Consider the following 18,149-nt stretch of genomic DNA (forward strand, 5'->3'; position numbering starts at 1 on the left):
ACTCAGGAATATTGAGATGAATAATCAACAAGTTCTCGTCACGGGTGGCCTTGGTTACATTGGTAGCCATACCTGTGTACAGATGATCCAGCATGGGATGCAGCCGGTTATTCTAGATAACTTGCATAATGCTAACCTTGAAGTGCTTAACCGTATTGAAGCTATCACAGGTGTTAAGCCAACCTTTTACCAAGGTGATGTGCGTGATGGGCAAATTTTAGCGTCCATTTTTGCTAATCATCAAATTCATTCAGTCATCCACTTTGCTGGGTTGAAAGCTGTTGGTGAGTCGGTACAAAAACCAATTGAATACTATGATGTTAACGTCAATGGCACATTGGTATTAGTGGAAAGTATGAAAAAAGCAGGTGTTAAGAGCCTGATTTTTAGTTCCTCCGCTACCGTTTATGGTGACCCTGAAGAAGTGCCATTAACAGAAGACTCCAAAGTTGGTGGAACCACTAACCCATACGGAACCAGTAAGTATATGGTTGAGCGTATACTTTCGGATTTATATATTGCGGAAGATGATTGGTCACTGACCTTACTGCGTTATTTTAACCCTGTTGGCGCACACCCATCTGGAACCATGGGTGAAGACCCGCAAGGGATTCCGAATAACTTGGCACCGTTTGTTTCCCAAGTCGCTGTAGGCCGCCGCCCACAAGTGATGGTATTTGGTAATGATTACCCAACACCGGATGGTACTGGTGTGCGTGACTATATTCACGTGATGGATTTGGCTGATGGCCATATTGCCGCGCTGAATAAAGTTAGCCCGCAAGCAGGCTTACATGTTTACAATCTTGGTACAGGGACTGGCACAAGTGTGCTGGAAATTATTACTGCTTTTGAAAAAGCGGCAGGTAAGCCCATTAAATATGAGATTGTAGCAAGGCGCCCTGGTGATATTGCGGAATGTTGGTCTAGCCCAGACAAAGCATTCAAAGATCTAGGCTGGAAAGCGCAGTATTCTATTCAAGATATGGTGAATGATAGCTGGCGTTGGCAGTCGATGAACCCTAATGGTTATAACAGCTAACCTCAACGAGTTATTTCAGAGACGAGCCTTTATGGCTCGTTTTTGGTTTTCAGGGTACAAATAATTTTTACGGCTGCTATAAAAGTTCCACATGAAAACAAACCCATTTGCGCGTAAACTCTTCCCATCATTTATTATCACAAATATCAGCTTAACGTTATGCCACACATTGTTTTATTCGAACCAGAAATACCGCCAAATACTGGCAATATCATTCGCCTTTGTGCCAATACTGGCTTTGATTTACATCTTATTCACCCTCTTGGGTTTACATGGGATGATAAACGCCTACGCCGTGCAGGGTTGGACTATAGCGAGTTTGCCGATATCAAACACCATCATGATTATTTTGCTTTTTTAAAAAGTGAAGGGCTGAACCCAGATAATAACCAATCTGAAAGTGGTGCCCGTGTGTTTGCCTTAACCACTAAAGGTAAACCAAGTCATAGTAATGTTAGCTATCAAGAAAATGATTATTTGATGTTTGGCCCTGAAACCCGGGGGCTACCGCCTTATGTGCTAGATAACATGCCAATGGAGCAAAAAATTCGTATTCCGATGTTGGCAGATAGCCGCAGTATGAATTTATCCAACTCTGTGGCAGTCGTGGTGTTTGAGGCATGGAGGCAGTTGGGGTATGCAGGGGCGTTATTGAAAGATTAATGCCATATTCGAGCTGTATAGTATGGACTCCGATTCTTTGAATCCTATTACAGCTCGATTTATGAAAATAAGCTTTTATTTTCTCATTAAATAATGAAGGAGGAGATTAGGTGAAAATTAGTCTTAAAAAGCAAATTAAAAATACGACTACTGAAACTGTAAATAGTGATAGTAAACTGACAGAAACCGCCTACTTATTATATTCTCCAGCCAATGCTGAACACCTAAAAAAATCTATTGCTCAGTTTAAAGCAGGTAACATATTCAAAAGAAAGATCTTTGAAAAATAGGCATAACGAGTTTCAGAAATAATTAACTCTCTCAAATCCCATCCCCATCTTCAAAACCCCAAATAATGCCATTAAAGTTTTGATCCATTTCTAAGGACGGTTTATCGCTGGTTGGTTTACCGACAATGCGTGCTGGAACCCCGGCTACTGTGGTGTGTGGTGGAACGGGGTGAAGTACAACAGAACCTGCGCCAATTTTTGCACCGCGGCCAATTTCAATATTGCCTAAAATTTTTGCCCCTGCGCCAATCATCACCCCTTCTCTTACTTTAGGATGGCGGTCGCCACAGGTTTTCCCAGTACCGCCTAATGTGACGGATTGCAAAATTGAGACATCATTTTCGACAATGGCCGTTTCCCCAATTACAATACCCGTTGCGTGGTCAAGCATGATGCCACAACCAATACGGGCGGCTGGGTGGATATCGACACCGAAAGAAACAGAAATTTGATTTTGCAAATAAACCGCCAGCGCTTGGCGGCCTTCTTTCCACAGCCAATTACCGATGCGATAGGCTTGCAAGGCGTGAAAACCTTTTAAGTACAATAATGGCGTGGAGTATTTATCAACGGCAGGGTCACGTAAGCGAACCGCCGCTAAGTCCATTGCCGCAGAGAAAATCATACTTTCGTCATTGCGATAAGCGGCTTCCACAATTTCGCGCACTTCAAGAGCAGGCATAATAGGTGAGCTCAGTTTGTTAGCTAGCATATAACTGAGCGCACTGCCTAAATTGTCGTGCTTTAATAATGTCGCGTTAAAAAAACTGGCAAGAAGTGGTTCGCAGTCCGCAAGAGACTTCGCTTCATCTTTAATGAAACCCCAAATTCTATCCAGTTCTTCACGCGACATAATCACTCACCTATCTATTTTTATTAATCATGCAGCTTTGGCATATCGGCAATTTCATCTTTCGTCGCACGCCCTAATAGGGCTTGCGCTGCCTCTAACACATTTTTATGGCGATAGAGGATTTGATAAATTTGCTCAGTAATTGGCATTTCAACACCTGCCCGCTCAGCCAGTGCGCGAACTTCTTTGGTATTACGATAGCCTTCAACCACTTGGCCAATCTCTTTTTCTGCATCTTCAACGCTAACGCCATCGCCTAGCATCATGCCAAAACGGCGGTTACGGGATTGGTTATCGGTACAGGTTAACACAAGGTCACCTAAGCCTGCCATCCCCATAAAAGTTGCAGGGTCTGCTCCCAAAGCTGCACCTAAACGGCTCATTTCCGCTAAACCACGGGTAATCAATGCGGTACGTGCGTTCGCACCAAACCCCATACCATCGGAGATCCCTGCGCCAATTGCGATGACATTTTTTACGGCACCACCCAGTTGCACTCCAACCATGTCAGGGTTCTTATAGACGCGAAAACTCTTACCACAATGGAATAATTTTTGTAAATCATCACCAAATTGGCTATCGCTTGCCGCCACGGAAATTGCCGTTGGTAAACCTGCGGCTAATTCTTTCGCAAATGTCGGGCCAGAAAGTACTGCCAGCGGAATTTCATTGCCTAATACCTCACGTGCCACTTCTTGCAACAAACGGCCAGTATCCCTTTCTAAGCCCTTAGTCGCCCAAATAATACGGGAGTCTGCGCGTAAGTATGGCTGGATTTGTTTTAGTACATCACCAAAAACATGGCTCGGTACTACAATCAAGATATTGGGGCTCGACTCAACGGCGCGTTTTAAGTCCGTTTCGAGAGATAAACTATCAGGGAAAGAAACGCCAGGCAAAAACGCCTGATTACTGCGGTCTTGTTCTAATTGATGAATGTGTTTTGGGTCATGGCCCCATAGCACAACCTGATGTGCATTACGTGCAAGCGTAATGGCTAAAGCGGTGCCGTACGAGCCGGCACCGATCACTGTCATTGAAGCAGTATTCATTAAGCGTCCTGTTGAGCTTCTGAGTTCTGCGCTTGTTCACCTTGTTGCTGCTGTAAATAATTCATGAACAGTGCATCAAAGTTAACTGGCGCTAAGTTCAATTGTGGGAATGTACCACGGCCCACTAAGCTAGTGATCGCTTCACGTGCATATGGGAACAGGATGTTCGGGCAGTATGCACCTAAGCAATGTGCCATTTGAGTACCTTCAATGCCTTCGATAGAGAAAACACCCGCCTGCTGCACTTCACACAAGAAAGCTGTTTCTTCACCTAAAGTTGCCGTAGTCGTGACACGTAAAACAACCTCATAAACACCTTCAGACAGCTGAGTTGAAGAAGTATCTAAATCTAATTTGATTTCTGGTTGCCACTCGTGTTGAAAGATGTGTGGTGCGTTAGGTGCTTCAAATGAAACGTCTTTTGCATAAATGCGTTGAATTTGAAAGACCATTTCTGAGTTGTTTTGTTCTGACATAGTTTATGTACCTTTAACTTCCATATGAATTTTCCCTGTTATTCTTTGAGCTACAGGGGTGTTCGCTGCGTTGTGCTACCCAAGTCACATACTGATGTATGCTCCTTGGATATCTTCACTTGCTGCCTACCTGTAGCCCAAATAATTTAAGGGAAACCCTGTTATTCTGAGCTACTGAGGTGTTCGCTGCATTGTGCTACAGAAAAATTTTCTGCATTGTGCTCCCCAAATTACTCGTTGCGCATATAACTTGGGGGCAACTCGATACCAGATAATTACTTCTTACCACGAGCTAAAGGAAGGTTTTCACCTGCCCAGCCAGAGATCCCTTCTTTCAGGACAAAGACTTTTTCAAAACCGTGTTGTGCCAGCTGTTCAGCAGGTTTACCTGATTCCATACCACTTGCAGAAACGATAATCACTGGTTTCTGTTTGTGTTTTTCTAATTCACCTAAATTATTCTCTTTAATTTCAGACGGTGTTAAGTTAATAGAATCAATAATGTGCCCTTTACGGAAATCGTCACGAGAACGTAAATCGACAACAACCGCTTCTTCTTTATTAATCAGTGTAATCGCTTGTGAACGAGCAATCACTTTCGTTTTAGAGAAAAGGCCTTTAAAGGTCATAACAACCACAGCCACTAATAGCGCTATCCAAACCAGACTCAATAACATGTTCCGGCTTACAAATTGCATGATTTCTTGGATCATGGGGGGCAATCACTCCCGTTAGTTAAAAACAAATATCAAAGGGTTCTGAGTATACCTTTGTGTTGAGCTAATTACAGCCAATTCCCGCAAACTCGCTTGTTTTTTTTGCGCTAAGGCACGCAAAATTAACACTGTTCACTGAAAAACTGCGTTTCTGTTTCGAGGCGGTACGCAAATATTTTAACATAAACGTGCGAAACAGGTCTAAGTCGTGCTTCAAATAGGCAGTGAATAAGAAAAAAGTATTGAATACTGGCTATACAAAATAAATCAGTGATAATAAAACTGTATTATTTAACTTAATATAGTTCTAGTTCAGGGCAAAAATCCGAATTTATAAATGTTTTCAATACTATTTGTTAGACAGTGCTGGAAACCATCACTTGCAGATGAAATAATCAGCTATTGCATTTAATTGAGGTGATTTATCACGATGGCCAATACACATTATCGAATGAAAATTTCATTTATTCGTCAGGCTATTAGCGCTCTCTTTGGGTTAGGGCTGCTTGTTCTCGCCCCAACACAAACTGTGTTTGCCAACCAGATCACTGAAAATAAAGGCCAGCTACATGATTTACTCAAAAGTATTGCTGAAAAAGAGAAAAGCGTAAAAGAACAACAAGCCAAGCGCTCAGCACTACTTGAGCAACTCAAACAACAAGAACAAAGTATTTCTGCGGCTGGTCGTAGCCTACATGAGACTCAAAACCAGCTAAAACAATTAGATAAAGAAATTGTTTCCTTAAATAGCAATATCAAGCAGCTACAAACCAAAAAACAACAACAAGAGAAATTATTAGCTGACCAACTAGATGCGGCCTTTCGGTTAGGTAAACACCAAGGGTTAACCCTAATGTTCAAAGGTGAAGAAGGCCAACGAGAAGAACGTATTTTGGCCTATTACAGCTATTTAAATCAGGCGCGTGAAAAAAATATTGTTGCTTTAGAAGAAACCACTAAAGAATTACAAGAACAAAAAGAACTCGAACAAAAAAAACAAGCCGAACAAAAAACAACGCTGGCACGCCAACAACAAGAAAAGCGTAAGCTGGATAACGCACGCGCTTCGCGGCAAAAAACCCTAAATGCCCTTGAAAGTACATTAAAAGAAGACCAAAAAAATCTTGCTGTTCTAAAACAAAACGAAGCGAGATTACGCGATAAGATTGCCCGCGCTGAACGTGAAGCCAAAGCCCGAGCAGAGCGAGAAGCCAAAGAAGCGGCACGTATTCGCGTGCAAGTGGCTGAAAAAGAACGGCAAGCCAAACAGAAAGGCTCAACCTATAAACCATCTGAAAGTGAACGCTCACTGATGTCACGTACAGGTGGTTTAGGGCGCCCTGCTGGGCAAGCTATTTGGCCTGTTCGCGGCTCATTACTCCATAACTATGGGGATGTCATTTCCAGCGAGTTACGTTGGAAAGGCATGGTTATCGCGGCTAATGAAGGAACCCAAGTCAAAGCTATCGCCGATGGGCGCGTGCTACTGGCTGACTGGTTACAAGGCTATGGGCTAGTTGTCGTCGTTGAACACGGTAAAGGCGATATGAGCCTCTATGGCTATAACCAGAGCGCCTTAGTGAATGTCGGCCAAGAGGTTAGAGCAGGGCAGCCGATCGCCTTAGTGGGTAGCAGTGGCGGCCAAGAGCGACCAGCACTCTATTTTGAAATCCGCAGACAAGGTAAAACCGTAAACCCACGTCCATGGTTAGGCCGATAAATATAGTTAGGGCGATAAATTTTAAATTCAATTAATTAGGATAACGTTATGCTGAAGCACTTACCCGTTCGACCACTCATTGTTTTGTCATTATTAATGATGTGTCTACCGGTGAGTGCGGCAAAATTGGCGATTGTGATTGATGATTTTGGTTATCGCGTTAAAGAAGACAACCAAATTCTAGCGTTATCCCCTGCGGTAACTATTGCAATTTTACCGAGCTCTCCCCATGGCCGTGAAGTCGCAGAAAAAGCCCATCAGCAAGGGCGCGATATTCTCATCCATATGCCAATGAAACCATTGAGCAAACAACCGCTAGAGAAAGACACATTAGCTCCATCAATGAGTGCAGAGGAAATTGACCGTATTATTAAAAATGCGATAACCCGAGTTCCTTATGCAAAAGGGATGAATAACCATATGGGGAGCGAGATGACATCAAGCTTACCCGGTATGCAGAACGTGATGCGCAGCCTGTCAAAGTCAAACTTGTTTTTCCTCGATAGCGTAACCATTGGGAATACCCAAGCAGGTAATGCCGCCAAAGAATACGGCGTTCCCACGTTACGTCGCCATATTTTTATTGATAACCACCAATCGGAAGAAGAAACGCGCACTCAATTGAATAAAGCCGTTGCCTATGCGCGCAAACACGGTAGTGCGGTAGCAATTGGCCATCCACACCCATCTACCGTACGCGCCTTACAAAAATACCTTGCCCAACTCCCTGCTGATGTCGAGTTAGTGGCCATTAGTGCTCTGCTTAGCCCTCAATCTTCAACTAAACAACCAACATCATTAAGAATGTTATCTGAAGAAGCGAAAAAGACACCGACACAACCGCAAACTAAGCAAGCAGTACAAGATGAAATAAAAACACCACCAACCAAAGATGCTACTGTTGTGCAACCCGAAGCGGCTAGCCAACCAGAAAATGTGATTATTCCGCAAGAACTCGGTATATGTGAGTTTACATTACCGCCTTCTAAGCCACAGGGGATTGATTTTATTATGTTTGTGGTTGAGAGTATTTATAACGATAAGGCTTTACAACCTTTGTTGGTACAGGGCGATAGAGCCCAAAAGCGCCCGCTTTTCAAGCAACAGCAGTAGATCATTTTCGGTTCCCCTTCTTGGTTCAAAAAAGCCAAAAAGGGGAATCGAGATAATTAATTTAATCCCAGTTTAAAATCACTTTACCAGATTGGCCTGAACGCATGATATCAAAGCCTTTTTGGAACTCATCAATCGAGAATTGATGGGTAATTATCGGTGATAAATCCAAACCAGATTGAATGAGTGTCGCCATTTTATACCATGTTTCAAACATCTCACGGCCGTAAATTCCTTTAATAAACAGACCCTTGAATATTACCTGGCTCCAATCTGTTGCCATCGAAGCAGGGGGAATTCCTAATAGTGCAATTCTGCCACCGTGGTTCATGGTGTCTAACATGGTCTGGAAAGCTGCTGGTGAACCAGAAACTTCCAGTGCAACATCAAAACCTTCTTTCATCCCCAACTCAGTCATCACGTCTTTTAAATTTTCACGACTAACGTTCACTGCACGGGAAACACCCATTTTTTTCGCCAATTCAAGTCGATAGTCATTCACATCCGTGATAACAACATGACGGGCCCCCACATGTCGGCACACTGCAGCCGCCATGATACCTATAGGGCCAGCACCTGAAACCAGCACATCTTCCCCCACTAAATCAAAGGAAAGAGCCGTATGAACTGCGTTGCCAAATGGGTCAAAAATAGCCGCTATTTCATCAGGGATATTATCGGGAATTTTAAAAGCATTAAATGCAGGGATCACCAGATATTCAGCAAAACACCCTTCTCGGTTAACCCCCACCCCAATCGTATTGCGGCAAAGATGAGTACGGCCACCACGGCAGTTTCGGCAGTGGCCGCAAGTAATATGCCCTTCCCCTGACACTCGGTCACCAATTTTAAAGCCTTTGACTTCCTGCCCAATCGCAACAATTTCCCCTATATATTCATGACCGACAACCATTGGGACAGGAATGGTTTTCTGCGACCATTCATCCCAGTTATAGATATGTACATCCGTACCGCAAATCGCAGTTTTACGAATTTTGATCATCACATCATTGTGCCCGAGTTCCGGTTTCGGAACATCTGTCATCCATATACCTGGTTCAGCTTTCAGTTTGGACAGTGCTTTCATAAAAGACCTTTTATTTGATTATTTTTAGTTTTCTACCAATGCGGGTGAATGCTTCAACAGCGTGTAAAATATCCTCCTCACTATGTGCTGCAGACATCTGAGTACGAATACGTGCCTGGCCTTGTGGTACAACAGGGTAGAAAAAGCCCGTGACATAAATACCTTCATCGAGTAGCTCTTTCGCAAAAATTTGGGCGAGTTTGGCATCACCTAACATGACAGGGATGATGGCGTGGTCAGCGCCAGCGAGGGTGAAACCCGCTGTGGTCATTTTTTCTCTAAATAACACGGCATTACGCCATAATTTTTCACGTAATGAATGGCCTTCTTTCATCATATCAATCACTTTGATTGATGCGGCAACAATCGCAGGGGCGAGAGAATTCGAAAACAAATAAGGACGAGAACGCTGACGCAGCCATTCAACGACCTCTTTTTTCGCTGCCGTATAACCACCAGATGCGCCGCCAAGGGCTTTACCTAATGTCCCCGTGATAATATCGATACGCCCCATCACATCGCAGTACTCATGGCTACCACGACCATTTTCCCCAACAAAACCAACAGCATGTGAGTCATCTACCATCACCAACGCTTGGTATTCATCCGCAAGGTCACAAATGGATTTTAAATCAGCGATAACGCCATCCATTGAGAACACGCCATCTGTGGCAATTAAAATATGGCGAGCTCCTGCTGTTTTGGCTTCCTCTAAACGTGCTTTCAATTCCACCATATTATTATTGCTGTAGCGGTAGCGTTTTGCCTTGCTTAGCCTGACCCCATCAATAATGGATGCATGATTTAATGCATCTGAAATAATCGCATCTTCCGGCCCTAACAAGGTTTCAAATAGCCCACCATTTGCATCAAAACAGGATGAATAGAGAATCGCATCTTCCATGCCCAGAAAATCTGCCAATTTGCGCTCTAAAACTTTGTGGCTGTCTTGCGTTCCACAAATAAAGCGTACAGACGCCATACCAAAACCATAGCTATCCATTCCCCGTTTAGCGGCTTCGATGAGCGCGGAATGGTTAGCAAGACCAAGGTAATTATTTGCACAGAAATTAATAACCCGCTGGCCACCTACAATTTCAATGTCAGCATCTTGTGAAGTCGTAATAATACGTTCATTTTTAAATAATCCATCGGCTTCAATTTGTACCAATTGTTCTTGAATCTGCTGATAAAATCTTTTTGACATGATTTCTTCCTGAATAGTTTCTATTAATAGAGTTTAATAATAGTCTCTATGTGTGGCGATATTCACAGCATAAATAAGTCAAGTTTGTAGCCAAGATCACGATATTTACCTTGTTCTCATTTAAGTGTCAGCTCAATTCTCTTCTATCAATGCTACCGTCTGCGCCAAGAGATGTTATTATAGTCACCAATTACGATTCTATTTTCTTAACCCATTTGAGGTATACCCAATGATCATAGTCACTGGTGGAGCTGGTTTTATTGGCAGCAATATTATTAAAGCCCTAAACGCAATCGGCCGTACAGATATCTTAGTCGTTGATAATCTGAAAGACGGCACTAAATTCGCTAACCTTGTTGACCTTGATATTGCGGATTATGCAGATAAAGAAGATTTTATTGGCAGCATCATTGCGGGTGATGATTTCGGCGATGTCGATGCGGTATTCCATGAAGGCGCTTGCTCGTCAACCACTGAATGGGATGGTAAATATATGATGGACAATAACTACCAGTACTCGAAAGAGCTACTGCACTATTGTCTAGACCGTGAAATCCCGTTCTTATACGCTTCTTCCGCAGCAACTTATGGCGGCCGCAGTGATAACTTTATTGAAGAACGCCAATTCGAAAAACCATTGAATGTCTATGGTTACTCAAAATTCCAATTTGACCAATATGTACGTGAAATTCTGCCAGAAGCGGACTCACAAGTCTGTGGTTTCCGCTATTTCAATGTCTATGGGCCAAATGAAGACCATAAAGGCAGCATGGCAAGCGTTGCTTATCACTTAAATAAACAAATTAATGAAGGGCAAAACCCAAAACTGTTCGAAGGTAGCGATACTTTCCGTCGTGACTTTATTTATGTAGGTGATGTGGCTGCGGTCAATTTATGGTTCTGGGAAAATAATGTTTCCGGTATTTTTAACTGTGGTACAGGACGTGCGGAATCTTTCCAAGCTGTTGCTGATGCTGTTACTGAATTCCACAAAGATAAAAATGTAGCCATCGAATACATTGAGTTCCCTGAAAAATTAAAAGGTCGTTACCAAAGCTTCACACAAGCTGACCTCACTAAGCTACGTGCCGCTGGCTATACTGCACCATTTAAAACGGTTGCAGAAGGTGTCACCGAATATATGCACTTGCTCAATAAAGACGCGTAACGCTTATTTCTGAAAAATCATTTATGAAAATATTGGTGATCGGCCCTTCATGGGTAGGGGATATGATGATGTCACAAAGCCTTTATCGCACGATCAAGGCTTTACATCCCCATGCACAGATTGACGTGATGGCGCCACAATGGTGCCGTCCTTTACTCGCCAAAATGCCTGAAGTTAGCGAAGCCATTCCTATGCCTCTTGGGCATGGTACACTGGAAATTAGTGAACGTCGTCGATTAGGCCAAAGTTTACAGGCAAATGGCTATGACCAAGCGATTGTGCTACCCAATTCCTTAAAGTCTGCACTTGTGCCTTTCTTCGCAAAAATCCCCAAAAGAACGGGATGGCGTGGTGAAATGCGCTATGGTCTACTCAATGATATTCGCCCACTCAATAAAGACGCTTTTCCTTTAATGGTGCAGCGGTATGTTGCGCTTGCTTATGATAAGCAAACTATTCGATCAGCTGCTGATATTCCGACACCCATTTTACCGCCTAAACTGGTGACTATACCGCAAGAAGTTACTGAGACTCTGCAAACCTTTGGGGTTGATGGTTCTCGCCCTGTTATTGGTTTTTGCCCAGGCGCAGAATTTGGGCCCGCCAAACGTTGGCCCCACTACCACTACGCTTCTCTTGCTCAAACACTCATTAGCCAAAAAGGCTATCAAGTGCTGCTATTTGGTTCACAAAAAGACCACGAAGCGGGTGAAGCCATTCGTTTAGAGCTGACCGATGATGCTAAATTGCATTGCCATAATTTTTCAGGGAAAACATCTTTAGAACAAGCTGTTAATCTAATCGATGCCTGTACTGCAGTTGTCAGTAATGACTCTGGTTTGATGCATGTCGCGGCAGCGCTAGGTAAACCTCTTGTCGCCTTATATGGCCCAAGTAGCCCTGACTTTACACCGCCATTATCAGATAAAGCAGAAGTGATCCGCCTAATTACGGGGTACCACAAAGTGCGTAAAGGTGACGGTGAAAGTGGTTATCACCAAAGTTTGATTGATATCCAACCCCAATTAGTTATCGATGCGTTAGCTCGGTTAAATATAGGTATTGAATGATGAGAGTATTATTAGTCAAGACATCTTCAATGGGAGATGTTTTACACTCATTACCTGCGCTGACCGATGCACAACAAGCCATACCCGATATCCAGTTCGATTGGGTCGTTGAAGAAGGCTTTGCACAAATTCCAACATGGCATAGTGCCGTTAACCAAGTGATCCCTGTGGCCATTCGTCGCTGGCGTAAAAATTGGTTTTCTGTACCGATCAGAGCCGAACGTGCAGAATTTTGCAAGAAATTACAAGCAACTCATTATGACGCAATCATTGATGCGCAAGGGTTATTGAAGAGCGCCTTTCTTGTCACCCGCTTAGCTCATGGCGATAAACATGGCTATGACCGCCATAGTATTCGCGAACCATTAGCCAGCTTCTTTTATGACCATCGTTACGCAATTAGTAAGCAACAACATGCCGTTGAACGTATTCGCCAGTTATTTGCCAAAAGTCTTGGTTACGCCTGCCCAACACAGCAAGGCGATTACGCAATTGCTCGACACTTTTTACAGTCAGAAGAAGAGCATCAAAGCCCTTATGTCATTTTCCTGCACTCAACTACTCGTGATGATAAGCACTGGCCTGAAAAAAATTGGCGAGAACTCATCGGGCTAATGGCTGGGAGTGGTATCAAAATCAAATTACCGTGGGGAGCACCTCATGAGCAACAGCGCGCAGAGCGATTAGCAAAAGACTTTGATTTTGTAGAGGTTTTACCTAAACTTACTTTAGCCGAAGTTGCACAGCAAATTGCTAATGCTAAAGCCGTGGTTTCTGTCGATACTGGGCTTAGCCATTTAACCGCCGCGCTTGATAAACCCAATTTTACCCTGTTTGGCCCCACTGACCCCGGCTTGATTGGAGGATATGGGCAAGGGCAGCATGAAATTAAGTCAGTTGATAATTCAATGACAAGTATTAGTGCTGACGAAGTTTATCAGCAACTAATTGACACGATAAAATAAACGGTTAGCGTTTGAATATAAAGTAACCGTTTATTTATATCAGCTTACTATGCCCTATTTCATATTCTCTGGCGCAATAAACCCAAAGCACATAGTTTCAGGTTCTGCATCTGGCTCAGAACGATAAATCACATCTTCTTTTTCTATCGTAAACTGTGGCCAGAACTTACGAACCTTAGCGAAGTTTTCATGGGCACAATCATCGTATTTTTTACCCAGTAATAAAGCTCCATGTTGACGAATTTCAGCTTCCGTAATCTCACGGTTATACACATTCGGTGGCATATGCTTTTCCATAGACCAAGGCTGAATGACATGTGGCCTGTCCTTGCCATAAATAATAAACCATTGATACTGATTATCTTCGCCACCGACATATTTTACAGGTGTGTTATAACGTTCATGCCAACGCTGTTCCCCATCTGCAATTAAGGTTTTAACACCAATAAATTTTTGCCCCGCCCCACGAATATTCGCAGCCTGAACGGTAATATAACCAACTACCACTAAAACACCAAAAATTGCAAAACCCACTAATGACTTCTTAAACGGTTTTCTTGGCATTTCTATTATTGAGCCAACAAATAGCGGTGCGCTGATAGCCATAAATGGCTGCAGCCATTCAGTTATTCGACCACCATCGTGGAAAGAGAACCAGCCATATATCACCACTAATGGAAATAAAATAATGAAGTTAGCCATGCGGTTAGGCAAAGCTTTAGGCCACCCTAGCTTTCCACCACAGCTATAAACGACAATCGCCGCAATCACTAATGGGTAAAACACGCTTAGTGCCGCTTGTGTGGTGTGAAGATTAAACCCAGGGTCGATTTGTGAATCCACCCATTTGAAAGCCGAAAAGTCCGTTGCCATCAACCAAAAGAAATTTGGCAATACCAAAGCAAACCACAATGCAATCGCAAGGTAAAAAACAGGATGACGGTAACTTTGGCGAACTTGTTTCACAAATATAGTTAACAAGAAAACAGACCCAACTAGCGCCAATGTTGAATATTTTCCCATTGTTGCAAGGCCTGCAAATAAGGCAAATGGTAACCACCATACTGGGTTATCATCAACCGCACGTAAAAAGAAATAAATAACCCAAGGCCATAATGTCACTAGAATATAGTTATCATTATAAGGAATGATATCGAAATTAATGACACCCGATAAATTCAACATTAGCATTGCAAACCAAGCGAAATCGCGACGCCCAGTTAAACGGAAGGCTAGTTTCCATACCCCAAGTAAGCCAAATGCAATACCCACAAAATGGCTAAAATACCAATAAAAGCTATAGGGGATATCGAGGTAAATTGCAGGCCACATCATTACGCCAACAAACCATGGGTTTTTAGGTGATCCCCACTCCCCATTCATTCCCCAATTCACTGCCTCTACTGTGTCATAAGGTACAGTAGGGTCGAAATAAAAACTCGCTAAGATCCAAACTATGGCATAGCTTATGACCCATACATAAACATATTTATTTGAAATTGATTGATTAATGGCTGGCATATAGTCTTAGAAAGATAAGCAAAAGTTCCAACATTCCATTTGGATACTACCCTAATAGTAATAAACCAAATCGAATGACTCTATAATAAACGAGGCAGTGTACTATAGTTTAAATGCAATGCTAGGATGTGCCAGAAAATATTCACAATCTATTGTTGTAATGTTCAAGTTAATATTCAAAAAAAGACATTACTTGGGATTATTGCTCTCGCGGGGGCAAATAGGGCTGCAATAGTTTTAATAATCTTTGAAGGGCACCTTGGTTCTCATGAAGAACTTCGGCGGCATGACGTCCATAATATAACCGGTAATCTTCATCAGAAAGCAAACTCGTCACGGCTTGAGCCATAGATTCACTGTCTGTCACCGTAATTAAGCCATCTGCTTGAGTCAGTTTTCCGCAAATATCTTTAAAATTAAATGTGTGAGGCCCCATTAACACAGGTAGCGCATGGGCTGCTGCTTCGAGTGGGTTATGCCCCCCAGTTTCGACCAAGCTTCCCCCAACAAAGGCAATATCCGCAATTCCATATAGCAACATCAATTCGCCCATGGTATCGCCAATCACCACTTGGACATCTGCAGTAGGGATCGTATTGGCACTACGACGAATAAACGTTAAACCAGCTTTTTGAGTTAGTTCTTCCGCTTTTGCAAAGCGTTCAGGGTGACGCGGTACTAAAATTAATAATAGATCAGGAAATCGTTTTAATAACTGTTGATGTGTTTCTAAAACAATGGCTTCCTCACCCTCATGAGTGCTGGTCGCTATCCAAACTGGGCGATGTGCTGCCCATTGGCGGCGTAAAGTTATTGCCCTGACAGCTAATTCAGGCGTCACTGAGATATCAAACTTCAAGCTCCCCGTTACACTCAATTGCATCCGCCGTAACCCTAATTGAACGAAGCGTTCACCATCTTCCTGATGTTGTGCTGCGACCATAGTGACATTACGTAGCATACGTTTCACAAAGCTACCGAGCTTTTGATACCCAGCAGCAGAGCGCTCAGAAAGTCTCGCATTTGCAATAACCAATGGAATTTTACGTTTATACAATTGGTTAATCATGTTTGGCCATAATTCAGTTTCCATAATGATCACAAGTTTTGGGTCGACTTGTTTCAGGAAACGACGCATAGAACCAGGGAGGTCATAAGGTAAATAGACGTGGTCAACATCATCGCCAAATGCAGAAAGAACACGCTCTGAGCCAGTTGGCGTCATTGTTGTTACTGTAATTGGCAGAGACGGATAGTGATGGCGAAGTGCACGGACTAGTGGAACGGCTGCAAGAGTTTCCCCGACAGAAACTGAATGTAATAAAATGCCTTGAGGTTTTACTTTTCCTGCACAAAAGCCGTAACGTTCGCCCCAACGTTTACGATACGCAGGCGCTTTACGGCTGCGCAGCAATAGGCGAACCCATATAAATGGCTGGATAAGATAAAGAAGTACCTGATATAAACGCAGCAATAACATTCGATCTGATTCACTTACCAAAATTGGCGCTATCTTACCATAAAGCTCAGATAAAAGTGTGCAGAATATGCACCTAAAAATAGCAGTAAAATCTTATCTACAGTTGCAACCATGCTAGATAGCCGATAATGTTAGCGCTTATTCATGCTATTTTTTCGAATAGAAAATACAAACAACGAGATACTATCGCCATGAAACATAAGGCTATTTACCCTGGTACGTTTGACCCTGTGACATCAGGACATGTTGATATTGTTACCCGAGCAGCAGCAATGTTTGACCATGTCTTGTTGGCTATTGCAAATAGCCAACGAAAAAACCCGATGTTTTCCCTTGATGAGCGCGTTGCCCTTGCTAAAGAGGTGACTTCTCACCTTGATAATGTTGAAGTTGTTGGGTTTTCTGAATTGATGGCTAATTTTGCACAAAAAAATGGCGCTAATATTCTTATTCGTGGCGTTCGTTCTGTGGCTGATTTCGAATATGAGTGGCAATTAGCGAATATGAACCGCCATTTTGTTCCTGACTTGGAAACCGTATTTTTATTACCATCGCAAAGTTTGTCCTTTGTTTCTTCTTCTTTAATCAAAGATGTTGCCCTTCACGATGGTGATATTTCGTCTTTCCTACCCCCAGTGGTTGCTGAGGCAATGCTAAAGAAACTCAATAAAAAATAGCAAAAGCGCACTATTTTTGACACTGCGGACAAAAGAAAGTACTGCGTTGCCCCTGTTTAATGCTTTCTATTGGCGTACCACACATTGAGCAGGGTTCCCCCTTTTTCCCATAGACAAACAATTCTTGGGCAAAGTAACCCGGCTTACCATCCGACTGTAAAAAATCTTTTAGTGTCGTGCCGCCTTGCTCAATGGAGCGTTGTAACACCTTTTTGATCTGTTGCACGAGTTCAGTAATTTCAGCCAATGTTAATGTATTAGTGATTTTTTCAGGTGATATTTTCGTCGCAAATAATGCTTCATTGGCATAAATATTACCCACACCAACAACCACTTTGTTATCCATTAACCACGGCTTAACGGCCACTTTTTTCTTTTGCGCTAATTCATAAAGATATTGGGGATTAAAGGCATCTGATAATGGCTCAGGTCCTAAGTGTGCAAGTACCGAACTGTTTTCTAAATCATCACACCAGAGCCATGCGCCAAAACGACGAGGGTCCGTATAGCGCAGCACTTTGCCATCTCGCATAACTAAATCCACATGGTCATGTTTTTCTTCAGGTAATTCTTCGGTCAAAATACGCACACTACCAGACATTCCCAAATGAACAATAATCCAACCTGTTTGCAATTCAATCAGTAGATATTTGGCCCGACGTTGGACACTCAGAACCGCTTCATCTGATAAGCTTTTAATTTGTTCACTGACCGGCCAACGTAATCGACTGTTGCGTACAACTGCATAAGAGATTGTATTTCCGACTAAATGTGGCTCTATTCCACGGCGGCTGGTTTCAACTTCTGGTAGTTCTGGCATATATAAACTCACATTTCTTGCTTAGGGATACCATTTTGCAATCACCCTCATGAGCTCATCTTTAACAATTTCCCAAGTGAAATTATCATAAGCATGTTTTTTGGCATGATAGGCTATGTCTTGGCTATTTGGGTGCTCTAACGCACTAGTAATATCTTCAGCCATACTTAAAGGCGAAAGTGGCTCCCTGAAAATAAACCCAGTTTCATTATGTGAAATAAATTCCACC

19 protein-coding genes are annotated in these 18,149 nt (G+C 42.8%); 9 read left to right on the top strand and 10 right to left on the bottom strand.

Annotated features, from left to right (window positions below; all coding sequences use genetic code 11):
* Positions 1 to 16 precede the first annotated feature (16 nt).
* The 3 genes from galE (at position 17) to P3L40_RS22050 (ending at position 1,995) form a co-directional block, all read left to right on the top strand.
* Positions 17 to 1,042 carry a UDP-glucose 4-epimerase GalE gene (gene galE / locus P3L40_RS22040; protein WP_210852768.1) on the top strand — a complete coding sequence of 342 codons (1,026 nt, stop codon included), beginning with the start codon at positions 17 to 19 and terminating at the stop codon, positions 1,040 to 1,042.
* 159 nt (positions 1,043 to 1,201) lie between these two features.
* The gene (gene trmL / locus P3L40_RS22045) at positions 1,202 to 1,705 is read left to right on the top strand and encodes a tRNA (uridine(34)/cytosine(34)/5-carboxymethylaminomethyluridine(34)-2'-O)-methyltransferase TrmL (protein ID WP_096863620.1); all 504 of its coding nucleotides are present in this window, start codon (positions 1,202 to 1,204) and stop codon (positions 1,703 to 1,705) included.
* A gap of 110 nt (positions 1,706 to 1,815) precedes the next feature.
* Complete coding sequence (locus P3L40_RS22050; protein ID WP_004265164.1) at positions 1,816 to 1,995, top strand: hypothetical protein; 180 nt, start codon at positions 1,816 to 1,818, stop codon at positions 1,993 to 1,995.
* 31 nt (positions 1,996 to 2,026) lie between these two features.
* Here P3L40_RS22050 and cysE read toward each other — a convergent pair whose 3' ends face one another.
* The 4 genes from cysE to P3L40_RS22070 form a co-directional block, all read right to left on the bottom strand.
* A complete protein-coding gene (gene cysE / locus P3L40_RS22055) occupies positions 2,027 to 2,848 on the bottom strand; it encodes a serine O-acetyltransferase (protein WP_153674037.1) in 822 nt (273 codons plus the stop codon).
* A gap of 23 nt (positions 2,849 to 2,871) precedes the next feature.
* A complete protein-coding gene (gene gpsA / locus P3L40_RS22060) occupies positions 2,872 to 3,900 on the bottom strand; it encodes an NAD(P)H-dependent glycerol-3-phosphate dehydrogenase (RefSeq protein WP_110592793.1) in 1,029 nt (342 codons plus the stop codon).
* Entirely contained in the window at positions 3,900 to 4,376 is a 477-nt protein-coding gene (gene secB, locus P3L40_RS22065) for a protein-export chaperone SecB (RefSeq protein ID WP_004906947.1), read from the bottom strand. The genes gpsA and secB overlap by 1 nt, the downstream gene beginning before the upstream one ends.
* A 275-nt stretch (positions 4,377 to 4,651) precedes the next feature.
* Positions 4,652 to 5,089 carry a rhodanese-like domain-containing protein gene (locus tag P3L40_RS22070; protein ID WP_004265159.1) on the bottom strand — a complete coding sequence of 146 codons (438 nt, stop codon included), beginning with the start codon at positions 5,087 to 5,089 and terminating at the stop codon, positions 4,652 to 4,654.
* A gap of 433 nt (positions 5,090 to 5,522) precedes the next feature.
* Here P3L40_RS22070 and envC point away from each other — a divergent pair, with 433 nt between their 5' ends.
* Both envC and P3L40_RS22080 read left to right on the top strand, forming a co-directional pair.
* The gene (gene envC / locus P3L40_RS22075) at positions 5,523 to 6,812 is read left to right on the top strand and encodes a murein hydrolase activator EnvC (RefSeq protein ID WP_036959090.1); all 1,290 of its coding nucleotides are present in this window, start codon (positions 5,523 to 5,525) and stop codon (positions 6,810 to 6,812) included.
* Between the two features lie 48 nt (positions 6,813 to 6,860).
* Positions 6,861 to 7,925, top strand: a complete 1,065-nt coding sequence (locus P3L40_RS22080) for a divergent polysaccharide deacetylase family protein (RefSeq protein WP_210852770.1) — start codon at positions 6,861 to 6,863, stop codon at positions 7,923 to 7,925.
* Between the two features lie 61 nt (positions 7,926 to 7,986).
* On the opposite strand, the gene tdh is transcribed toward P3L40_RS22080, so the two are convergent.
* A complete protein-coding gene (gene tdh, locus P3L40_RS22085; protein ID WP_164456219.1) occupies positions 7,987 to 9,012 on the bottom strand; it encodes an L-threonine 3-dehydrogenase in 1,026 nt (341 codons plus the stop codon).
* Between the two features lie 10 nt (positions 9,013 to 9,022).
* Entirely contained in the window at positions 9,023 to 10,219 is a 1,197-nt protein-coding gene (locus tag P3L40_RS22090; protein WP_210852772.1) for a glycine C-acetyltransferase, read from the bottom strand.
* Between the two features lie 229 nt (positions 10,220 to 10,448).
* On the opposite strand from P3L40_RS22090, the gene rfaD reads away from it, so the two are divergent.
* From rfaD to rfaC, 3 genes are read left to right on the top strand one after another with little or no spacing between them, the layout of a single operon-like run.
* Entirely contained in the window at positions 10,449 to 11,387 is a 939-nt protein-coding gene (rfaD, locus tag P3L40_RS22095; RefSeq protein WP_004265152.1) for an ADP-glyceromanno-heptose 6-epimerase, read from the top strand.
* A gap of 23 nt (positions 11,388 to 11,410) precedes the next feature.
* Positions 11,411 to 12,457 (top strand): ADP-heptose--LPS heptosyltransferase RfaF, encoded by a 1,047-nt coding sequence (gene rfaF, locus P3L40_RS22100; RefSeq protein WP_210852774.1) that lies wholly within the window; start codon positions 11,411 to 11,413, stop codon positions 12,455 to 12,457.
* Positions 12,457 to 13,422 carry a lipopolysaccharide heptosyltransferase RfaC gene (rfaC, locus tag P3L40_RS22105; protein WP_210852802.1) on the top strand — a complete coding sequence of 322 codons (966 nt, stop codon included), beginning with the start codon at positions 12,457 to 12,459 and terminating at the stop codon, positions 13,420 to 13,422. The genes rfaF and rfaC overlap by 1 nt, the downstream gene beginning before the upstream one ends.
* A gap of 54 nt (positions 13,423 to 13,476) precedes the next feature.
* Here rfaC and P3L40_RS22110 read toward each other — a convergent pair whose 3' ends face one another.
* Together P3L40_RS22110 and waaA are read right to left on the bottom strand one after the other, a co-directional pair.
* Complete coding sequence (locus P3L40_RS22110) at positions 13,477 to 14,943, bottom strand: glycosyltransferase family 39 protein (RefSeq protein WP_196731886.1); 1,467 nt, start codon at positions 14,941 to 14,943, stop codon at positions 13,477 to 13,479.
* 199 nt (positions 14,944 to 15,142) lie between these two features.
* Positions 15,143 to 16,423, bottom strand: coding sequence for a lipid IV(A) 3-deoxy-D-manno-octulosonic acid transferase (gene waaA / locus P3L40_RS22115; protein WP_004265144.1), 1,281 nt, complete (start codon positions 16,421 to 16,423; stop codon positions 15,143 to 15,145).
* A gap of 191 nt (positions 16,424 to 16,614) precedes the next feature.
* Here waaA and coaD point away from each other — a divergent pair, with 191 nt between their 5' ends.
* Positions 16,615 to 17,100: a pantetheine-phosphate adenylyltransferase gene (gene coaD, locus P3L40_RS22120; protein ID WP_036959128.1), complete on the top strand. Its 486-nt coding sequence runs from the start codon at positions 16,615 to 16,617 to the stop codon at positions 17,098 to 17,100.
* 10 nt (positions 17,101 to 17,110) lie between these two features.
* Here coaD and mutM read toward each other — a convergent pair whose 3' ends face one another.
* Positions 17,111 to 17,920, bottom strand: coding sequence for a bifunctional DNA-formamidopyrimidine glycosylase/DNA-(apurinic or apyrimidinic site) lyase (gene mutM, locus P3L40_RS22125; RefSeq protein WP_004265140.1), 810 nt, complete (start codon positions 17,918 to 17,920; stop codon positions 17,111 to 17,113).
* Between the two features lie 21 nt (positions 17,921 to 17,941).
* Positions 17,942 to 18,148: a hypothetical protein gene (locus tag P3L40_RS22130; RefSeq protein ID WP_316928001.1), complete on the bottom strand. Its 207-nt coding sequence runs from the start codon at positions 18,146 to 18,148 to the stop codon at positions 17,942 to 17,944.
* Position 18,149 lies beyond the last annotated feature (1 nt).

It is taken from the genome of Providencia sp. PROV040 (assembly GCF_032706145.1).
Taxonomy (GTDB): Bacteria; Pseudomonadota; Gammaproteobacteria; order Enterobacterales; family Enterobacteriaceae; genus Providencia; species Providencia hangzhouensis.